Source organism: Thermoflexus sp. (assembly GCF_034432235.1).
In the GTDB taxonomy this organism is placed as follows: domain Bacteria; phylum Chloroflexota; class Anaerolineae; order Thermoflexales; family Thermoflexaceae; genus Thermoflexus.
This window is the reverse complement of the sequence record NZ_DAOUCJ010000096.1, coordinates 12,698-29,399: the sequence shown is the minus strand read 5'-3', so window position 1 is coordinate 29,399 and position 16,702 is coordinate 12,698. Positions and strand designations below refer to the sequence as shown.

Sequence of the window (16,702 nt, the reverse complement as noted above, 5' to 3'; positions counted from 1 at the left end):
TTCGCGCCGTCGGTTATCCGCGCACGTTCAACGGCGTCATCGACGAGGTGGAGATCTTCAACCGGGCGCTCACGCAGGGTGAGATCCAGTCCATCTATAACGCCGGTCCAGCGGGCAAATGCAAGCTGATCCCCGCACCGACGCCCACTGTGACGAAGACGCCCACGCGCACCCCGACGGCCACGGCCACTCAAACCCCGACCCCTTCGCTGACGCCCTCCCCGACGGCCACCTCGACGCCGGCCGGGATGTGCGACCTCGTCGTCGATAAGTCCATGCAGCCGACGAGCAATCCGGCGGTCTTCACGGTCGTCGTGACGGTCAGCAACATCGGATCGGGGCCGTGCCCCATCGGCACGCAGATCTCCGACACCGCCAACCCTTCCGGCTCCATGAGCTTCAGCGGACCCCTGGTCTTCAATCCGTCGGCGGCGGCGGCCGATTGGTCCTGCAGCGGCGCCTCGTGCGCCGCCGTCAACCCGCTGCCGCCGGGGTACCTCGTCCAGATCCAGTTCACGGCGACCGTGAACCAGAAGCCGGCGACCAATTGCGCCAGCGGGGTGGTGCCGCAGAACGCGGACGGGAACCCGAAGAACAATCGGTCGTGCGTGACGGTGCCGTAAGCGGCTCCGAGGAGCGGTCGGTTTTCCCGGAGCGCTCCGGAGGGGAAGGCGGGCAACGGGCCTTCCCCTCTGTTTTCCTGGGGGATGTGGCGGTGAGGGATTTCGCGCTTAGGCGAGTATGGGGGATGGCGGGTGGCTCTTCTCTTCAATGATTGGAGGTTTGGATGCCGGTCAGCAGCCTGTAGGGGCCCTGCGCGAACCGATGGCCCAACGAAGGGAGAGAAAGATCGATGCGGGAGTCGCGGCTTCCCCCACGATCTCCGGCCGCCTCAAAGACGGAGGGTTCAGGGCCGGAGCTCTTCCGATTGTAAGCCGAAATTCATTTCGGCACCCCTGTGTTTGTTGTAGGAGCGGCTTCCGCCGCGACCTTTGCCTCATCGAGAACCGGGGGTTGGAAGTTAACGGAGCGGCTTTCGCCGCACCCTTGCGTCATCGAGGACGGAGGTTCGGGGCGGAAGATCGCGGCTCTTCCTCTCCGATGATCGAAGATGGGATGGAGGGCGATGGCGGGTAGTTGTCCCGCTGGAACCCCATGGCGCAACGAGAGGGGGGGTGGTCTCTGTCCCTCTCCGATCATTCAAGGACATGAGCCTGGCAGGCTTTCCTCGAAGCTTCCGGAAGACTAGAATACTACACGAAGAAAGGGCTTAACCCGCGGCGGCGGCGCGGAGAGGTGCTGCGCGCCGCCCGGTCCGTTGTCCGCGGGCCCGGAGGGTGGGCGCCTGGGCGGAGGACGATGGCCTGGCTCTGTGAGGAGGCTCGGGCGGGATGGTCGCGGCGGCAGAGGATCGAGCTCTCCGAGAAGGAGCGTGAAAGATGCGCGAAGCCCTCGCCATCGAGATCCGCGATCTGGTGAAATCCTACGGTCGGGTGCGGGCGCTGCGCGGGGTGAACCTGGAGGTACGCCGGGGGGAGATCTTCGCTTTCCTCGGCCCCAACGGCGCCGGCAAGACCACCACCATCCGCTGCATGCTGGATCTCATCCGTCCCGACGCGGGGTTCCTTCGGGTGCTGGGGATCGACCCCCAGCGCGACCCGGTGGCGGTGCGGCGGCGGGTGGGGTATCTCCCGGGCGAGTTGCACTTCGATGAGAACATGACCGTGGAGGGCGCCCTCCGCCTCTTCGCCGCCATGCGGGGGAACACCGTGGACTGGGCCTACGTCCGGGCGCTGGCGGAGCGGCTGGATCTGGACCTGCGTCCCCGCATCCGCAATCTGTCCAAGGGCAACAAGCAGAAGGTGGGGGTGATCCAGGCCCTGATGCACCGGCCGGAGCTGCTGATCCTGGACGAGCCCACCCTGGGGCTGGATCCCCTGATGCAGCAGGAGGTCCTGCGGCTGATGCGGGAGGCTCGGGACGCGGGGGCCACGGTGTTCTTCGCCTCCCACATCATGAGCGAGGTGGAGCAGGTGGCCGACCGGGTGGGGATCATCCGGCAGGGCGTGGTGGTGGAGGTGGCCGGGACGGAGGATCTGATCCGCCGCGCCGTGCGCCGGGTGCGCGTCCGGTTCGAGGGGCCGGTGGATCCCCGGCCGCTGACAACTCTGCCCGGCGTGCGGCTCCTCCGCCGGGAGGACGGGGAGGAGCTCCTGCTGCAGGTAGAGGGGCGGATGGATCCCCTGATCAAGGCCCTGGCGGCCTTCCCGATCCGGGATCTGGAGACCGAGCGCCCGAGCCTGGAGGAGATCTTCCTGGCGTATTATGAGCCTTCCCCTGCGTCTTCGGAGGCCCATCCATGAAAGCGGTCTTTCGTTACACGCTGTCCGGATTCCGCTGGGCGATGGTGGGCTGGGGGCTGGGGTTGGGGTTGTTGGGGGGCTATCTCATCCCCTTCTATGACACGATCTTCGAGCAGCGGGCCCAGTGGGAGGAGCTGCTGCGGGCCTATCCCCGGGAGCTGCTGGTCTTCTTCGGGGAGATCCAGGACATCGCGGATCCGGCGACGTATCTACACGCGCAGTTCTTCTCCTGGCTGCCGCTCTTTTTGGGGTTTTTCGCCATCCTCGCCGGCAGCGCCCTGATCGCCGGCTTGGAGGAGGGAGGACAGCTGGATCTGCTCCTCGGGCAGCCGGTGAGCCGGTGGGCGTTCTTCGCCGCCCGCGTCCTGGCCTTCCTGGTGGCCACCGGGGGGATCCTGGGGCTCTCGTATTTGGGCCTGATCCTCGCGCGGCCGCTCTCCCGGCATCTGGGCCTGGGGCCGTGGGAGATGCTAATGCCTTTTCTTACGATGTTCGCGCTGCTGTGGCTGTTCGGGAGCTTGTCCTTGTGGCTCAGCCTGGCGCTGCCCTCCCGGCGGGTCGCGGCGGCGGTGGCGGGGACGTTGCTGGTTGCGGGGTTCTTCCTGACCGCGCTGGCCCGGCTAGATGAGCGGCTGGAGCCTCTGGCCCGCCTTTCGCCTTTCACATACTATCAGGGGGGAGAGGCCGTCCGTTCCCTGCGGGTGGACTGGCTCGTGGGGTTGCTGATCGCCTCGCTGGTCTTCCTCCTGCTGGCGGGGTGGTGGTTCCAGCGCAAGGACCTGCGGGTGAGCGGCGAAGGCACCTGGGCGCTCCCCCTCCCGCGTTCCCGGGCCTTGTCGTGAAGCGCGCCGCACCTCTTTCCGCTTTGAATTGCCCCATGGAATGGAGAGGGAGGAGAATAGAGACAAACCACGCAGAGGGCGGGCAGGGGTCAGCGCGGCTACGCTCCGATCGAATCGGTTGTGGAAGAGAGGCGGGCGATGAGCGATCCTGGGGATCGCTTGCGGGCCCGGGTGCTGGAGCATCTGAGGTCGCTGGGGTTTGAGGTGGATGCCGGGAGTCGGGGCCTCCTCACGCTGCGGGCGCCGGATGGGAAAGATGCCCTGCGCCGGCTGCATGCGGAAGCGCGCTGCTTCATCCTCCGTGGGCATCAGGAATGGATCCGCTGGGCCTGGCCGAGGCTCTCCCCCCATTTCGCCCGAGGAGACCAGGTCATCCCGGAACGGATCCGCCCGGTCCTGGTGGAGGTGGCCGAACCGTGGCAGGCGGGTCTCTTCCGCCTGGCCCGCCTCACCTGGTCCCTTCCCTATTCGAAAGGCTATGGCAGAAGGTTGCGCTTCCTGATCCTGGATGAGGGCAACCGCACGCCGTCCGGACATCCTTTCCTCATCGGCATCCTGGCGCTCCAGTCCCCTCCCCTCTCCTTTCCCCCTCGCGATCGGCGTTTCCGGTATCCGCCCGGGCGCAAGGTGGAGCTGGTCAATCAGACCATGGACATCCAGACCCTGGGGGCGGTGCCGCCGTATAGCGATCTCCTGGGTGGGAAACTGGTCGCCCTGGCCGCGGCCTCGAACGAGGTGCGCCGGGCCTATCAGAGGAAATACGGCGGCCGTCGGACGGAGATCGAGGGACGGATCCTGCCGGCGCATCTGGTGGCGCTGACGACGACCAGCGCCTTCGGGCGGTCCAGCCTGTATAACCGCCTTCAATATCGCGGCGAGCCGATCGCGGTTTCCCTGGGTTACACCGAAGGCTATGGGACCTTTCATCTGGAGGTCCTGTATCCGCTCTTTCGCGGGTTTCTGGAGGCTCAGGGGGTTTCCACGAAAGGCGGCTACGGGGTAGGGCCGCGGATCAAGTGGCAGACCTGCGTGCGGGCGCTGGAACGATTGGGGCTTCCTCGCGCTCTCCTGCGCCACGCGCTCCGTCGGGAGGCCTTTCTTTTCCCGCTGATCCACAACCTGGAGGACTACATGGAGGGGCGGGTGGCGGAGCCCCTGTATCGAGATCTCCCCTTTGCGGATCTGGCCGCTTACTGGCGGGAGCGCTGGCTGCTGCCCCGGGCGGGTCGGGTGGACAGATGGCGTGCGTGGGAGCCGGAGCGCCTGCTGGATCTCCTGATCGTGGACGAAGGAGGATAAAGACGATGATCCCGGAGGCGGAGCGGCCTTTCGCAGAGCTCCCGGCGGGCCTGGTGGAGGAGCTCCTCGAGCAATCCGGCACGCTCAGCCATCGCGTAGGGGAAGAGCTCCGGGCCCTCCGGGCTGCACGCCAGGAGCGCCGGCAGGCGCTCAGGGAGAGCGGTCTCCTGCAACGAGAAGGCGACCTGCCGGCGGTTCCCGTCCCTACCACTTGCGGGGTAGATGGAGCATACGCGGTGGAGCGGCTCATCGCCACGGACCTGGTCGCAGCGGTGGCGGTGGCGGTGGAAGGCCTGACCCCTCCCTCAGAGACACGGCACTGGCCGGAGCCCCGGCATCGGGCCTATATGCAGACGGAACGACATGAGGAGGAAACCGGCGCGCTGGCCCGGGCGGTGATGATCGGCATGGAGCTGGAGCTGGCCGTTCAGGCTCCCCACGATGTGGTCTTCCTGGATGGCTCCCTCACCACTCCCTTGATCTACTTCAACCAGGCGATGAATCGGGCCCGGGAGGCGCCGGATCTTCGCTTGACCGAGTTCCTGGTGAAGCATATGGAGGGTTACCTGCTTGCCTATCGGGATGTCCTGAAGGCGCAGCGAACCGATCGGGCATGGATAGGCGTGCCCAAATACTCTGTGCGGCGGGAGATCGGGAGGCAGCTCGGATGGCCGGAGCGCCTGGATGACCGGGCGCTGCTGACCGGATTGCTGGAGCCTGGGGAGTTTACCGCCCCCCGTCCCTTAGAGCCTCCCCGGCAACCCTGGCATCTTCAGCTGGAGCTGCTGCCCGATCGCATCCGGCCGGGCGCCGAGAAGCTGCGGGATGAAATCCTCAGCCTGCTCAACGAGATTCAGGTCGCTTATTACCGTCCCCGCGCCTGGCTGCCGGCGGTCCGGCTGGAGATGAGCCGCTCCATCGCAGGGAACATGGCCCGGCTGGCCTCCGTCATCCAGGCCCTTCGCGCTCAGTGTAGCGCCCCCGGCATGCTGGAGCCCTACCCCCTTTATCTGGCCGATCGGATGGTGAAGCATCTGAGTCGAGCGATCCCTGCCCTGCGCCAGGTGATGAGCCAGCAGCTGGCCGAAACCTGGGCCGGCGATGTGGATGACATCTTCCTGAATCTGCACGGATACCGCACGGAGGGCGGTCGATAAAGCTCTCCAGGATAAGGAGGCCGCACGATGGCGAACCATTCCCTGGATTACCAGATCGATCAGGCGGAGCGCATCGGCGTGGTAGGCTCACCGTCGTCTACCTCCGAGCTGGCGCTGGACATCCTGGCCAGCGCGGTGAACCGCAAACTGGTGGGCGAATTCGCCCTCTTTCGATTCCAGCAAGATGGCAAAAGCCACTATGCGCTCGGACAGATCACCGAGATAAGGCTGCGGAACGTCTGGCATGAGGACCCCACCATGCGAAGCCTGATCCGGCAGCGTGGCCGGGTGGATGCGGTGAGCGAGCGACAGGACACCCATCAGGGAGAGATGGTGGTCAGCGCGGTCTTCTGTCGTGATAGGAACACCTACCGCCCCAGCATCCTGGGCACCGTCCCCGCTACCGGCACACCCGTCTATCGGGTGGACGATCCGATTCTGGAGGCCTTGCTGGCTCCCTATCAGCGTCAGCTGTTCTATCTGGGGCGGGTCTACGGCTCCACACCGAAGCTCCCCCTTTGGTTTAAGCACTTCGACAGCGGCCCGGACGGTGCGGGCGAGGCTTATCATGTGGGGATCTTCGGGAAGACGGGCTCCGGCAAGTCAGTGCTGGCCAAGATGATCCTCCTGGCTTATGCCCGCTATCCCCAGATGGCCTTGCTGGTCCTGGACCCTCAGGGAGAGTTCGCCAAGGACCTGCGGGGGGAGCCCACCGGGGAATTCAGGCTTCCGATGAAGCAAATCCTGAATCGGCTGGGCAAACCCCTTCAGGTGGTTGGTGTTCGGGATCTGGTGCTGGATCGCTGGGAGCTTTTCGCACGCATCCTGTATGAGAGCCCCTTCTTCGAACAGCTCAGCGTCCCGACGGGCGAAAACCGGGAGCTCGCATGCCAGACCCTGGCCGACCGGCTGCAGCGTCAACACGTTCGCTTGGCTGACCTGTATACGCCCCAGGCTTTCCAGAAGGCCTGGATGCTTCTGGGGCAAGAATTGGTCCAGAAAGTGTTCTACCGGTCAGATGTATCGCGAGAGCGATTTCGATCTATGCATCAGAGCGCTGACGCCAACGAGTTCTACACACGTTACTGGCTCCCTGTCGCGAGCCTGTTCCGGGAGGATCGACAGGGGGCCCAAAAGGTGGATGCGTTGCTGTATCGGCTTTTCAAGCGCGAAGAAGGGAACCGGCCTCTGGTGGTGATTGACCTGTCGGAGGAGCGCGCGAAAGCGGAAAGCCCGGATCCCTCCTCCCTGCCCCTGTTCCGAAGCGCGAACGCGCCGGCTGGATCGTCTGCGATCTTCTGGACAGAGACGGTTCAAGCCCTGGTTATCAAGCGGATTCTCGAGGGAATTCTGCAGGCGGCGGAGTCTGCCTATCGGGAGAGCCGTAGCCTCAATGCTTTAGTTCTGATGGACGAGGCCCACCGGCTGGCGCCGCGCGAAGACCCGGAAGATTCGGAGAAGAAGGCCGTTCGCGACCTGCTGATCGATGCGGTCCGTACCACCCGCAAATACGGTGTGGGGTGGATGTTTATCAGCCAGACGTTATCCAGCCTGCATCGGGGGATCGTGGATCAGTTGCGCATCTTCTTCTTCGGATTCGGGCTGGGGATGGGTCAGGAGTTCCGCGCCCTCTCGGAGCTGGTCGGGGGACGGAGCCGGGCTCTGGATCTCTATCAACTGTTCCGGGATCCCCACTCCGCCTTCGATGCCGCCTCCCGGGAGTATTCGTTTATGACCACAGGCCCTGTCTCTCCTCTCTCCTTCGCCGGAACCCCCCTCTTCTTCAACGCCTTCAACCGTGTGGAGGAGTTCCTGGAGGCCAACGGATGGGCGGACATCCACCCATCGTGACGGGCTCGCCGTGTCCTGACGGATTAGGAGGTGGCAGGCTCTCGCTGGGATCCCGCAAGGAGGAGGCGGAGGATGAGCACGGGAGAAGTGCTGGTAATGGTTTTCGGCCTTCTACGAGGTCTTTTGATGCTTGCCGGAACATTATCCGTGCTCGGGGTGCTGGCGGTGACCCTCGCCGGCCGTATGGCCGGTATGGATCCCAGGGATCGGCGTTGGGGAAGGGCTGGCGCTCGGATCCCTCGGGTTCCTGGGAGGGATCCTGGGGGCTTCGGTTCCAGGTGCCGGGCTCCAGCTCGACCGAAAAGGTGCAGTCATAGGAAGACGCAAGCCGACCCAAACAGCAAAAGGTAGCAAAGCAAACCAGGCAGCAAAACTTTCACCATTTGATAATAAACGGTAACCAGAGGCGGTAGGGCGTCGGCGTCGGGCTAGGAGTTGGCGTCGGCCAGGGCCTCGGCGTCGGGCTAGGAGTCGGCGTGGGCGTCGGTTGCTGCAACAACCTCACCTGGGCCGTCCAGTTGCCCCAATTGCAATCTACGGTCCCGGCCGCTGCGTATTCACCGGTTAACCAGACGGTGCTTGGGTCAGCCGGGTCGAGGCCGGCCCCCGAATAATCGCCCCACCGGTATGCGCCCCATTGAAGCGAGTCAAAGGAGCAGCGGTAAGCCGCTTCGCCGTAGTGGATAGCCACCGGACCCCCTATTTGATACAAAGGTCCGGATGCCGCCTGATAGCCCGCCCAAACTCCGGCGTAACTGGTGCTTGAGATGGCAGAAAAGGTCACAAACATGTTGCCGTCACGGTCCACGGCCACGGCCGGGTACATCAGGTAACCCCCTGCCAACCCGACGTCGAAGCTCTGCAGTAGCGAAGGCGTCGTCGTGGAAGCCTGGACCAACCGCAGGCAGGACCGGGTATAGGCGTCGCCGGGCGGGACACACCCGGTATTGCCCCCAGTCCACAGAATCCCGTTTTGCCAGACGGCCGACTGAAACCGGTCATCACCCGTATCCAGATATACCCCGGCAAGCCCGTCATAGGCCTTGGGCGGTATCGAGGTAGCGGGCATCGACAGGGTTTGCTCCGACCAGACCACATTCCCGAGGGCGGGGGACCCTGTCACGGTGACAAGCCCCAGGTAACCGCGGCCGTTATAGATCTTGGACATTGTCCAACCGTTATAGACCAAGTAGGCCGGACCCGAGGGCGTTAACGCCAGCGCCGGTACAATCCTGAATCTAAAACAGTCCGGGCCGAATCTTATACCCCGCACCGGAAGCCCACTTAAAAGGTCCGCCTTCTCCAGCACCACCGTTTCTTGGCCAGAGAAGCTAGAACTGCTGCCCGGACAGGGGGCCCCGTAGTAATCATTCCAGGAAATCACCACCTTATCGCTGCTTAACCCGATAAACGGCTGGTCATACAGAATCCCCACAAAGTTGCTCTGAACGGTGTAAACCCACCACCAGCCGGTCGGGTCGGGCCCGGCCGATACCGCCAGGTAAACCGCGCTGCTTTTGTCATAATCCGAAACCCAGGCAAATGCCGACGCAAACCAGCGTCCGCTCAGTGCGTCGTAAATAACCCTGGGGTCGCTCAGCCTTTGGTAACCTGAAGGTATCCCAAAGAACGACCGAAGGCTGAAGGTGGAAAGCAGGTAGCCCGATTTGGACCAGACCGCCCCGGCCACGTTGACCATCTGAACCAGGTGATTTGGGCCGGCCGCCAGCTGGGTATCGGGTGGAACCTGACCCAAGCCTGAGACGAACTGCTGGAGAGCCTGGTCCATTACCCCAAAACTGTTAACAACCCGAAGGTTGGCACTACTTGGTGCCTGCGGTACTGAAAGCCCAAAGACCGGCCCCTGCCCGGCTTTAGGCTCCCGCTTGGCCCGCTCGTACCCAAACCGGGTCCAGGGGCACAAAGGGCTTTGCCTGGGGCGGCCCGGCCTCGGGCTCGGAGGGCGGCAGCTCGGCGAGTGTTACCCGCCTGGGAGGCCCGATTTCCAGATGGCCGGCAGCCGGAGGCGGCGGATGGGGTCCCTCTGCCGTGACCAGAAGTTTAGGCCCCAGCTCTACTAGTAGAAGCAAGGTGGCCAGCGCAATAAAGAGCCCTAGCCGCCGCAAGCCAAACCCCCGCTAGCAGCATATTAACAAGCAGTGTGACATTATTATACACGTATACCGCCGCCGGCATAAGCTGGTCTGCCCGGTCTGCGGTCAGGAGTTCGAGGGGGAGACCGGTCGGAAGTACTGCTCCAGGCGCTGTGCCAACCGGGCCGCATCCCGAGCCTACCGGCAGCGCAACCTGGAGAAAATCCGGGCCAGGCAGCGGGAGCGCTATCACCGGCTTAAGGCGTCGCCGACGACGGGGCCGGGGCAGGCCGGACCCGAAAACGGTCCGCCATCTGACCGTCCCTGAGCCGACCCCCGGCCCCGGCCTTTATCGGGGGCAGTAGCCTCCAAGAAAATAAACTGAAGGACTGGCGGGCTTGCAGACACAACGGCCGGGCGGTGTTGGTTTTGCCCTGGCGATTTTGGTGGTTGCCGTCATCGGTGGGCTGGTGGCGGTGGCTTTCCTTGGGGGAGGGCTGCCGCCTCCGACGGTGGCCCCATCGCCCTCAGCCGGCCTGGTTAAATCTGCTCGGCCTTCCCATAGGGGCTTTGATCCTGCGGTGGATCCTCATCTTGGGGATCAGCCTCCTCACTTTCGGGCTGATCCCCAGGAAGCCGGGGGCTGGAGAGGCGGGCGCATCGACCCGGGCGATGGCGATGCGGCGAAAGCGAACCCTGATGGCGGTCACCCTGGGTGGCAGCCTGCTCCTGATCGCTGCGGCCCTCCTCCTCGGCGAGGGCCGCGCGCCGGGCATCGGAAGGGCTGGATGGCTCGCCCTGGCCTTGATGATCCGCCTGGGATCTGACCTCCTCGATCGGATCGCGCGGCGAGGCGAGCGCGCCGTCCGTCGGGCCGAGAGAGGGGCCTATGCGGAGGAGCAGGTAGGCCGCATCCTGGAAGAACGGGGGGATGGCTTCCTCGTCATCCACGACCTCGAAAGCCCTTACGGGAACATCGATCACCTGGTGATCACCCGTGAAGGCCGTATATTCCTCCTGGAAACCAAGTCCCATCCCGGACGGATCACCGCCGATGGGGAGCGCCTGTTGCGAAATGGACGCCCAATCGAGAAGGATCCCATCCAGCAGGTTCTGCGGAACATCCGATGGCTCAAAGGGCAGCTCCGAGAGCGGATCGGGCGGGAGCCATGGATCGAGGGAGTGGTGGTCTTCTCCCGCGCTTTCGTGCCCGCGGATCTGGTCGTCCGCGGCGTCCGGGTGCAAAACATCCGTTATCTGAGGCAAACCTTGCAGATGGCGGGTCGAGGGGATCCCGCCCTCTGGGAGGCACGAGAGCGCATCCGGCAGGTATGGAAGGGAAAGTCTGAGGGTTGAGGAGAAAACGCCATCCCGGCCCCGCCCCGAACCCCAGCCCCCACGGGAGTCCATACCCGCTCATATACCGGCCCCGCGCCGTCGGGGGGGTGGTCGCGGGGATCCTCCGCTCTCCATTTGCTTGCGCCTTGCTTGCGCCTCGCGCGCCTGAGCGTAGCCCATCTTCCAGGAGAACTGAAGCGCTGGGGAGGCCCTTCCGGTGGCCTCCCCAGCGGCTTCACTCCTCCCCGTCCTCTCCGATCACCGTGAAGGTCCGGGGCGCCGGAGGGGGCAGAAGGGGCCATCCCCCGCGGTGGGGATCCGGCGCGGGCGGCCCGGGCATCCAGGCGATCCACGAGATCCAGGGGATCGTTGGGAAGGGAAGCCCAAAGGGCCCCCGGCCTGGGGAGGCCATCCCCCAGCCGTTCGCCGGGGCGGCCCAGGGCGCTCCGCTGGGGATCCCCGGCGCGGGATCGCGTTCCACCCAGGGTGCCGTCACCGGTTCCCCGACCCAGACGGCGGGCCGGGGCCGTGCGGAGAGCAGCAGAGCGGCCACCGGGATCCCCAGGGCGAGCCCGGTGACCACCGCCAGCCCCCACCCGCCGAGATGAAGCCCCACCCAGATCGCCCCCGTGATCCCGAAGGCGACCGCGCAGAGCATCCCGAACAATCCCAGCCACGCCGCCCGCATCTGTGACCTCCTGTTCGAGATCGCGAACCGCAAGCCGCATGCGAGCGTTGTTCATCCCCTCTCATTCGCCGTTCTCTGCCGGAGCACGGCGCGGAGCTCCTCGGGCACCAGATACGCCGCCTGGAAACGGGTGACCGTTCCGCCCACCACGGCGATGAAATCCCCCTTCCCCTGCAGGCGCTCCGCGCCCGTTCCCCCGATCCCCGCCGCCACCCGCGCGTCCTCCGCCGAGACCACCCGCCCCACCAGGCGGGCGGGGAAGTTGGCGGTCAGCTGCCCGCCCAGCAGCGCCGCCGACGGCTTCTGGGTGCAGGCCAGGAGATGAATCCCCGCCTCCCGCCCCCGCTGGGCCAGCCGGGTCAGCAGCTCCCCCACTTCCCGCCCGCCCTGCTGCACCAGATCCCCCAGCTCGTCGATGACGATCAGCACGCGGGGGGTCGAGATCCCCTCCTGCGCGCGGCGCTCCATCCACCGGACCGCCGCCTCCAGGCGCGCAGCCGCCTCCGAGGGATCCCCCGGGACGAAGGCCTGCACGTGGGGGAGCTCGCGGAAGGCCGCGAAGGCCGTCCCCTTGGGATCCAGGAGCACCAGGGCCAGCTGAGCAGGCCGGTGGGTCAACACCAGGCTGGCCAGCATCGTCCGGGCCAGCGAGGTCTTGCCCGATCCGGTGGTCCCGGCGATCAGAATGTGGGCGACCTGCGGGCTGGTCAGGCGGATCAGCAGCGGCGCGCCGTCCGCGGCCAGCCCGAGGAGGGCGGTATAAGGCGGATAACGGGACATCGATCGGCGGACCTGCTCCATCAGCGGGAGGAAGCGCACCGTCTGGGGATCGGGCCGGGGGATCTCCAGCTGCACCACCGGCCCCTCCCGCTGGATCCGCACGCTGGGCACCCCGAGGGCCAAAGCCAGCTCCTCCGCCAGCCCCTTCAGGCGCGACCAGCGGACGCCGGGGGCGGGGACGATCTGAAAAAAGATGGCCGTCGGCGTGAGCCGGCCGCCCGTCACCCGCCCGGGCGATCGATGCTGCCAGAGCACCTGCTCCACCAGATCCGCCTGGGCCTCCAGCCACCGCCGCTTCATGGGGAACGCCTCCTCTGATCCAGGGAACGCCTGGGGAGATGCAGCGCCCATGCACCTCCTCGCTATCCTTCCTGGATGATGGCCCCCAGATCCCGCACGGGGCCGAACCGGAACGCCACGCGCCCCTCCAGCACCCACATCCGCCGATCCAGGCGGATCGGCGGCAGCTCCGGATGGGCAGGCCGTAGCCAGTAGATCGCTTCGTTCTTCCGCGCGGCGCCCTTCGGCTGTTCGATGGCCAGTTCCTTCAGGGTCAGCTGATTTCGACCGCGCAGCCGCGCCACCACCAGGTCCCCGGAGCGGACCTCGCTCCAGGTCACCGGCTCGATCAGCACGATGTCATATGGCTGAATCCCCCGGCCGATCATGGATTCCCCGCGGACCCAGAGGGCGAACCGGCAACGGTGAGGCACCCAGGCCGCGGGCAGGCGCAGGGTCCCCAGATCCTGAGGGATGACCTCCGCCATCTGATCCGGCGAGGAGGCGGGGACCACGCCCTTAAGGGGGATCGATACGGGCGGGGGCGGAAGGGAGACCGGCCGCCAGGTCCGATGTTTCCTGGGTTCGCGGGCCACCAGGCCTTTTTGAACCAGCGCGCGCAGGTGATAAAGGGCGTGGGAACGCGAGGCAAACCCCATCTGCCGGCGGATCTCTTCCAGCGTGGGGCCATAGCCGTGGGTCTCCCAGTAGGCCTCCAGATAGCTCAGCAACCGATCCCGGTCGGCCATCGCTTCCCCTTATTCGAACATTTGTTCTAATTCAGAGCATAGCCCCTTTGCGAGGATTTGTCAAGGGGGTAGGGCGATTTCGGCGGCGGACCGCTGGGGTGCTACCGCTTCGTCAGGTCCGCCCGGGCGCGCCACGCGGCCCAATCCGCCTCGGTGTCCAGGTCGAAGGTCAGGGCCTCGTGGTGGAAAAGGCGCACGGGGAGGCCCCGGGCCCGGGCTTCCGCCTGGAACGCCTCCAGGCTCCCCGGGCCGAACCGGAAGGGGAGGGCTTCCGGCGGGCGCAGAAGGAGGGCGTTGGTGCCCTGGGCCCGTTGATCGGGGACCAGCACCAGGCCTCGATCCGGGAAGCCGGCCTGGAGCAGGGCCCGGATCGCTTCAGGGGTCACGCGGGGGAGATCGATGGGGAGCACGCCGATCCCTTCCGCGCCGTGGCGGACCGCATACCGGCGGGCGGCGGTCAGGGCGCGGTTCAGATCCTCCCACCGGTCGAAATACACATCCAATCCCATGCTCCGGGCCAGGGCCAGCACCCGGAGGTCGGCGCTGATCACCAGGGGATGGACTTCCGGCACCCGGGCGACCACCCGCAGGGTGCGCTGCGTCAGCCGCCATGTGAGGCGGATCCGTGCCCGCTGCGGGAGCACGGCCGCCAGACGGGACTTCGCCCGTTCCAGCCGTTTCACCGGGATCAGGAACCAGATCTCCATGGCCTTCCGACCCAGCGGTGGACTCCACGGAGAGGACAGGGGATCCGCCCGCCCGGGCGGGAAGGGCTCAGCGCTGGGTTGCGGGGAGGAAAAGCCGGAAGGGGAAGGGGGTGAATCGCCATACCCCGGCGCGCAGCTCTCCGCTCCATCCGCCCAGGATCCAGATCGCGTCGTCCCCCGGCGCGGCGGATAGGTTCCGCCACGTCCCGGTGATGGGCGTCTCGAAGGGGGTCCAGTGATCGGCGCCGGGCTGGTATCGCTCGTTGAACGCCAGGGGGATCCGCCATCCGCCCCCGATCGCGAAGAGGTAGCCGTCCATCGCCACCAGCGCCAGCCCGCCCCGCCCCACGTTCAACGGCGGGCATGGCTCCCAGCGGTCGGCGGCGAACCGGTAGCGCTCACAGGCTGCCAGTTCCCGCTGACCGTCGTAACCTCCCACCACGTAGATCGCATCGTCCAGCGCGGCGGCGGCGGCGAAAGCGCGGGGGGTGGGCATAGGGGCGCGGGGCTCCCAGCGCCCTCGCGCCGGGTCCAGCATCCAGACCGTTCCCTGCAGGCGGCGGCCATCCCACCCTCCGAAAATATAGAGGCGATCCCCGGCGACGGCCATCGCATAGGCCGCCAGCGGCCCCGGCAGGGAAGGCCCCTCCAGCCAGCGGTCTGCCTCCGGATCGTAAACGTCCACCCGATCGACCGGTTGTCCCTGAGGGTTGATCCCTCCCGGCACGTAGATCCGATCCCCCAGCGTTCCGGCGGCGGCCGCCGCCACCGGATACGGTTTGGGTGCCCCCCGCTCCCAGGTCGCTCTTCGGAGATCCAGGCGCTCCACCCGATCGGTGATGCCCTCGGGGGCTTCCCCCCCGATCACGATCAGCCAGTCCCGCCAGCGGGCCAGGGCGAAGCGCGCCCGGGGCGTGGGCATCTGGCGGATCAGCTTCCACCGGGATAACGCCTCAGTCCGCTCGATGCCCTGGCCGGCCTGATCGCCCTGGAAGATCACACCCGGTGCCTCCGAGCGCGCCGGCTCGGGCCCCAGCGCCCACGCGATCCCCAGGAGGAAGGCGATCAGAAGGATGATGGCCTGCCAGCGCGGAAAGGCCGTGAGGGCGGATTCCTCCATCTTAGAAAGGGCGGAGACCATCGCCGGTGGCTTCGGGGCCTCCTCCGGCGTCGCTGGCGGTTCCGCGGGCAGGGGCGCCTCTTCTCCCTCTCCCTCCTCCGCTTCTTCCTCTCCGATCGCCGGAAAGGAAGGCATCAGGGTCACCAGCCGGAAACGGACCGCATACATCGCGGCCTCGGTGCGGGACTGGAGGTTGGTCTTGGAGAAGATATTGCGGAGGTGGACCTTCACGGTGTTCTGGCTGATCCCCAGGCGATAGGCGATCTCCTTGTTGGCCAGCCCCTGGGCCACCAGGCGGAGGATCTCCTGCTCCCGATCGGTGAGTCCCGCCTCCTCCGGCGGGATCCATTCCATCCGATGTTCGGGTTGCGCCATCGGGACTCCCTGAACCCCTGTCCGATTTGTATGCTGGACTTCTTTTTAGCTTACGCCGTTACGCTTGGGTTTGGGAAGGCGGTGGGAACGTATTTCCTGGATCAGGGCCAGGCCCTCGAAGTTCCCCGATTAAAGAGAGGATACCCTTCCCGTGTCCTCTAAGGGTGGCTGATCCAGCAGCCAGGCCGCGATGGCGGAGTAATCGGCTTCCGCCCAGCCGTGCTCCCGGGCTATCAGGAACGTTTGCTGGGCCACGGCGGCCAGGGGCGTGGGCGCCCCGATCTGACGGCCGAACTCCACGATCAGGCTGAGATCCTTCTCCATCAGGCGCAGGGCGAAAGAGGGCGTGAAGTCCCCCTCCACGATCTTTCCGCCTTTGTTCCGCTGCGCGGGGGAGATCACTGCCAGATCCTGAAGGATCCCCCACAGCTGTTGCGGAGGGATCCCGGCGCGGGCGCCCAGGGCGAAGGCCTCGCCCAGCGCCTGCATCGACACGCCCAGGATGAGATTCACGGCGAGCTTCACCGCGCATCCCATCCCGTTCTCGCCCACGTAATGGATGTTCCGCCCCAGGACCCGCAGGAGATCCTCGACGGCCTCAAACGCTTCCCGCGGACCCCCGACGAAGATCGTGAGGGCCCCTTCCGTCGCGGGCCCCACGCTGCCGGAGACCGGGGCGTCGAGCATCCGGACGCCCCGTTGCGCGGCCTGTTCGGCCAGACGTCGGGAGACGGCTGGGGCGATGGTGCTCATATCCACTATGAGGAGGCCCGGATGTGCGCCCTCCAGCACGCCGTTGGGTCCGGCGAGCATGGCCTCGCTGGCGGCGGAATCAGCCAGCATCAGGAAGACCACCTCGCTGGCCTGGGCGACGGCGCGGGGGGAATCGGCCCAGCGGGCCCCTTCGGCGATCAGGGGTTCCGCCTTCTCCCGGGTGCGGTTATAGACCGTGAGCCGATGCCCGGCCCGCAACAGCCGCCGCGCCATCGGCGTTCCCATCCGTCCCAGCCCGATGAATCCCAGCGCGCGCATCGTGAGCCCTCCGGAAGGATTCGGGTTCG

Annotated in this window: 13 protein-coding genes and 1 pseudogene; 7 read left to right on the top strand and 7 right to left on the bottom strand. The window is 66.3% G+C overall.

Going from position 1 to position 16,702, the window contains the following annotated elements; genetic code table 11:
* From VAE54_RS11850 to VAE54_RS11825, 6 genes and pseudogenes are all read left to right on the top strand, one after another.
* Nucleotides 1–623, top strand: a pseudogene (locus tag VAE54_RS11850) (hypothetical protein); the annotation flags it as partial.
* A gap of 816 nt (nt 624–1,439) precedes the next feature.
* Complete coding sequence (locus VAE54_RS11845) at nt 1,440–2,363, top strand: ABC transporter ATP-binding protein (protein ID WP_322802175.1); 924 nt, start codon at nt 1,440–1,442, stop codon at nt 2,361–2,363.
* Complete coding sequence (locus VAE54_RS11840; protein ID WP_322802174.1) at nt 2,360–3,205, top strand: ABC transporter permease subunit; 846 nt, start codon at nt 2,360–2,362, stop codon at nt 3,203–3,205. The genes VAE54_RS11845 and VAE54_RS11840 overlap by 4 nt, the downstream gene beginning before the upstream one ends.
* A gap of 138 nt (nt 3,206–3,343) precedes the next feature.
* Nucleotides 3,344–4,504: a Druantia anti-phage system protein DruA gene (locus VAE54_RS11835; RefSeq protein WP_322802173.1), complete on the top strand. Its 1,161-nt coding sequence runs from the start codon at nt 3,344–3,346 to the stop codon at nt 4,502–4,504.
* Between the two features lie 5 nt (nt 4,505–4,509).
* Complete coding sequence (locus VAE54_RS11830) at nt 4,510–5,661, top strand: DNA double-strand break repair nuclease NurA (RefSeq protein WP_322802172.1); 1,152 nt, start codon at nt 4,510–4,512, stop codon at nt 5,659–5,661.
* A 27-nt stretch (nt 5,662–5,688) separates the two neighbouring features.
* Nucleotides 5,689–7,512, top strand: a complete 1,824-nt coding sequence (locus tag VAE54_RS11825) for an ATP-binding protein (RefSeq protein ID WP_322802171.1) — start codon at nt 5,689–5,691, stop codon at nt 7,510–7,512.
* A 376-nt stretch (nt 7,513–7,888) separates the two neighbouring features.
* Here the strand turns inward: VAE54_RS11825 and VAE54_RS11820 are convergent, their stop codons facing one another.
* On the bottom strand, nt 7,889–9,301 hold the full coding sequence (locus VAE54_RS11820) for a hypothetical protein (RefSeq protein WP_322802170.1): 1,413 nt from the start codon (nt 9,299–9,301) through the stop codon (nt 7,889–7,891).
* Nucleotides 9,302–10,283: 982 nt separating this feature from the next.
* Here VAE54_RS11820 and VAE54_RS11815 point away from each other — a divergent pair.
* Nucleotides 10,284–10,961: a nuclease-related domain-containing protein gene (locus tag VAE54_RS11815; RefSeq protein WP_322802169.1), complete on the top strand. Its 678-nt coding sequence runs from the start codon at nt 10,284–10,286 to the stop codon at nt 10,959–10,961.
* 217 nt (nt 10,962–11,178) lie between these two features.
* Here VAE54_RS11815 and VAE54_RS11810 read toward each other — a convergent pair whose 3' ends face one another.
* The 6 genes from VAE54_RS11810 to VAE54_RS11785 form a co-directional block, all read right to left on the bottom strand.
* A complete protein-coding gene (locus tag VAE54_RS11810; RefSeq protein WP_322802168.1) occupies nt 11,179–11,631 on the bottom strand; it encodes a hypothetical protein in 453 nt (150 codons plus the stop codon).
* A 51-nt stretch (nt 11,632–11,682) separates the two neighbouring features.
* Nucleotides 11,683–12,711 (bottom strand): DNA translocase FtsK, encoded by a 1,029-nt coding sequence (locus VAE54_RS11805; protein ID WP_322802167.1) that lies wholly within the window; start codon nt 12,709–12,711, stop codon nt 11,683–11,685.
* 62 nt (nt 12,712–12,773) lie between these two features.
* Complete coding sequence (locus tag VAE54_RS11800; RefSeq protein WP_322802166.1) at nt 12,774–13,439, bottom strand: LexA family protein; 666 nt, start codon at nt 13,437–13,439, stop codon at nt 12,774–12,776.
* 101 nt (nt 13,440–13,540) lie between these two features.
* Nucleotides 13,541–14,146, bottom strand: a complete 606-nt coding sequence (gene cofC / locus VAE54_RS11795; protein ID WP_322802165.1) for a 2-phospho-L-lactate guanylyltransferase — start codon at nt 14,144–14,146, stop codon at nt 13,541–13,543.
* Between the two features lie 67 nt (nt 14,147–14,213).
* Nucleotides 14,214–15,641 carry a kelch repeat-containing protein gene (locus VAE54_RS11790; protein ID WP_322802164.1) on the bottom strand — a complete coding sequence of 476 codons (1,428 nt, stop codon included), beginning with the start codon at nt 15,639–15,641 and terminating at the stop codon, nt 14,214–14,216.
* 129 nt (nt 15,642–15,770) lie between these two features.
* Complete coding sequence (locus VAE54_RS11785) at nt 15,771–16,673, bottom strand: NAD(P)-dependent oxidoreductase (RefSeq protein WP_322802163.1); 903 nt, start codon at nt 16,671–16,673, stop codon at nt 15,771–15,773.
* Nucleotides 16,674–16,702 lie beyond the last annotated feature (29 nt).

Coding starts and splice junctions, on each gene's coding strand:
- VAE54_RS11845 (WP_322802175.1), top strand. CDS start 1,440: ATGCGCGAAGCCCTCGCCATCGAGATCCGCGATCTGGTGAAATCCTAC.
- VAE54_RS11840 (WP_322802174.1), top strand. CDS start 2,360: ATGAAAGCGGTCTTTCGTTACACGCTGTCCGGATTCCGCTGGGCGATG.
- VAE54_RS11835 (WP_322802173.1), top strand. CDS start 3,344: ATGAGCGATCCTGGGGATCGCTTGCGGGCCCGGGTGCTGGAGCATCTG.
- VAE54_RS11830 (WP_322802172.1), top strand. CDS start 4,510: ATGATCCCGGAGGCGGAGCGGCCTTTCGCAGAGCTCCCGGCGGGCCTG.
- VAE54_RS11825 (WP_322802171.1), top strand. CDS start 5,689: ATGGCGAACCATTCCCTGGATTACCAGATCGATCAGGCGGAGCGCATC.
- VAE54_RS11820 (WP_322802170.1), bottom strand. CDS start 9,301: ATGGACCAGGCTCTCCAGCAGTTCGTCTCAGGCTTGGGTCAGGTTCCA.
- VAE54_RS11815 (WP_322802169.1), top strand. CDS start 10,284: ATGCGGCGAAAGCGAACCCTGATGGCGGTCACCCTGGGTGGCAGCCTG.
- VAE54_RS11810 (WP_322802168.1), bottom strand. CDS start 11,631: ATGCGGGCGGCGTGGCTGGGATTGTTCGGGATGCTCTGCGCGGTCGCC.
- VAE54_RS11805 (WP_322802167.1), bottom strand. CDS start 12,711: ATGAAGCGGCGGTGGCTGGAGGCCCAGGCGGATCTGGTGGAGCAGGTG.
- VAE54_RS11800 (WP_322802166.1), bottom strand. CDS start 13,439: ATGGCCGACCGGGATCGGTTGCTGAGCTATCTGGAGGCCTACTGGGAG.
- cofC (WP_322802165.1), bottom strand. CDS start 14,146: ATGGAGATCTGGTTCCTGATCCCGGTGAAACGGCTGGAACGGGCGAAG.
- VAE54_RS11790 (WP_322802164.1), bottom strand. CDS start 15,641: ATGGCGCAACCCGAACATCGGATGGAATGGATCCCGCCGGAGGAGGCG.
- VAE54_RS11785 (WP_322802163.1), bottom strand. CDS start 16,673: ATGCGCGCGCTGGGATTCATCGGGCTGGGACGGATGGGAACGCCGATG.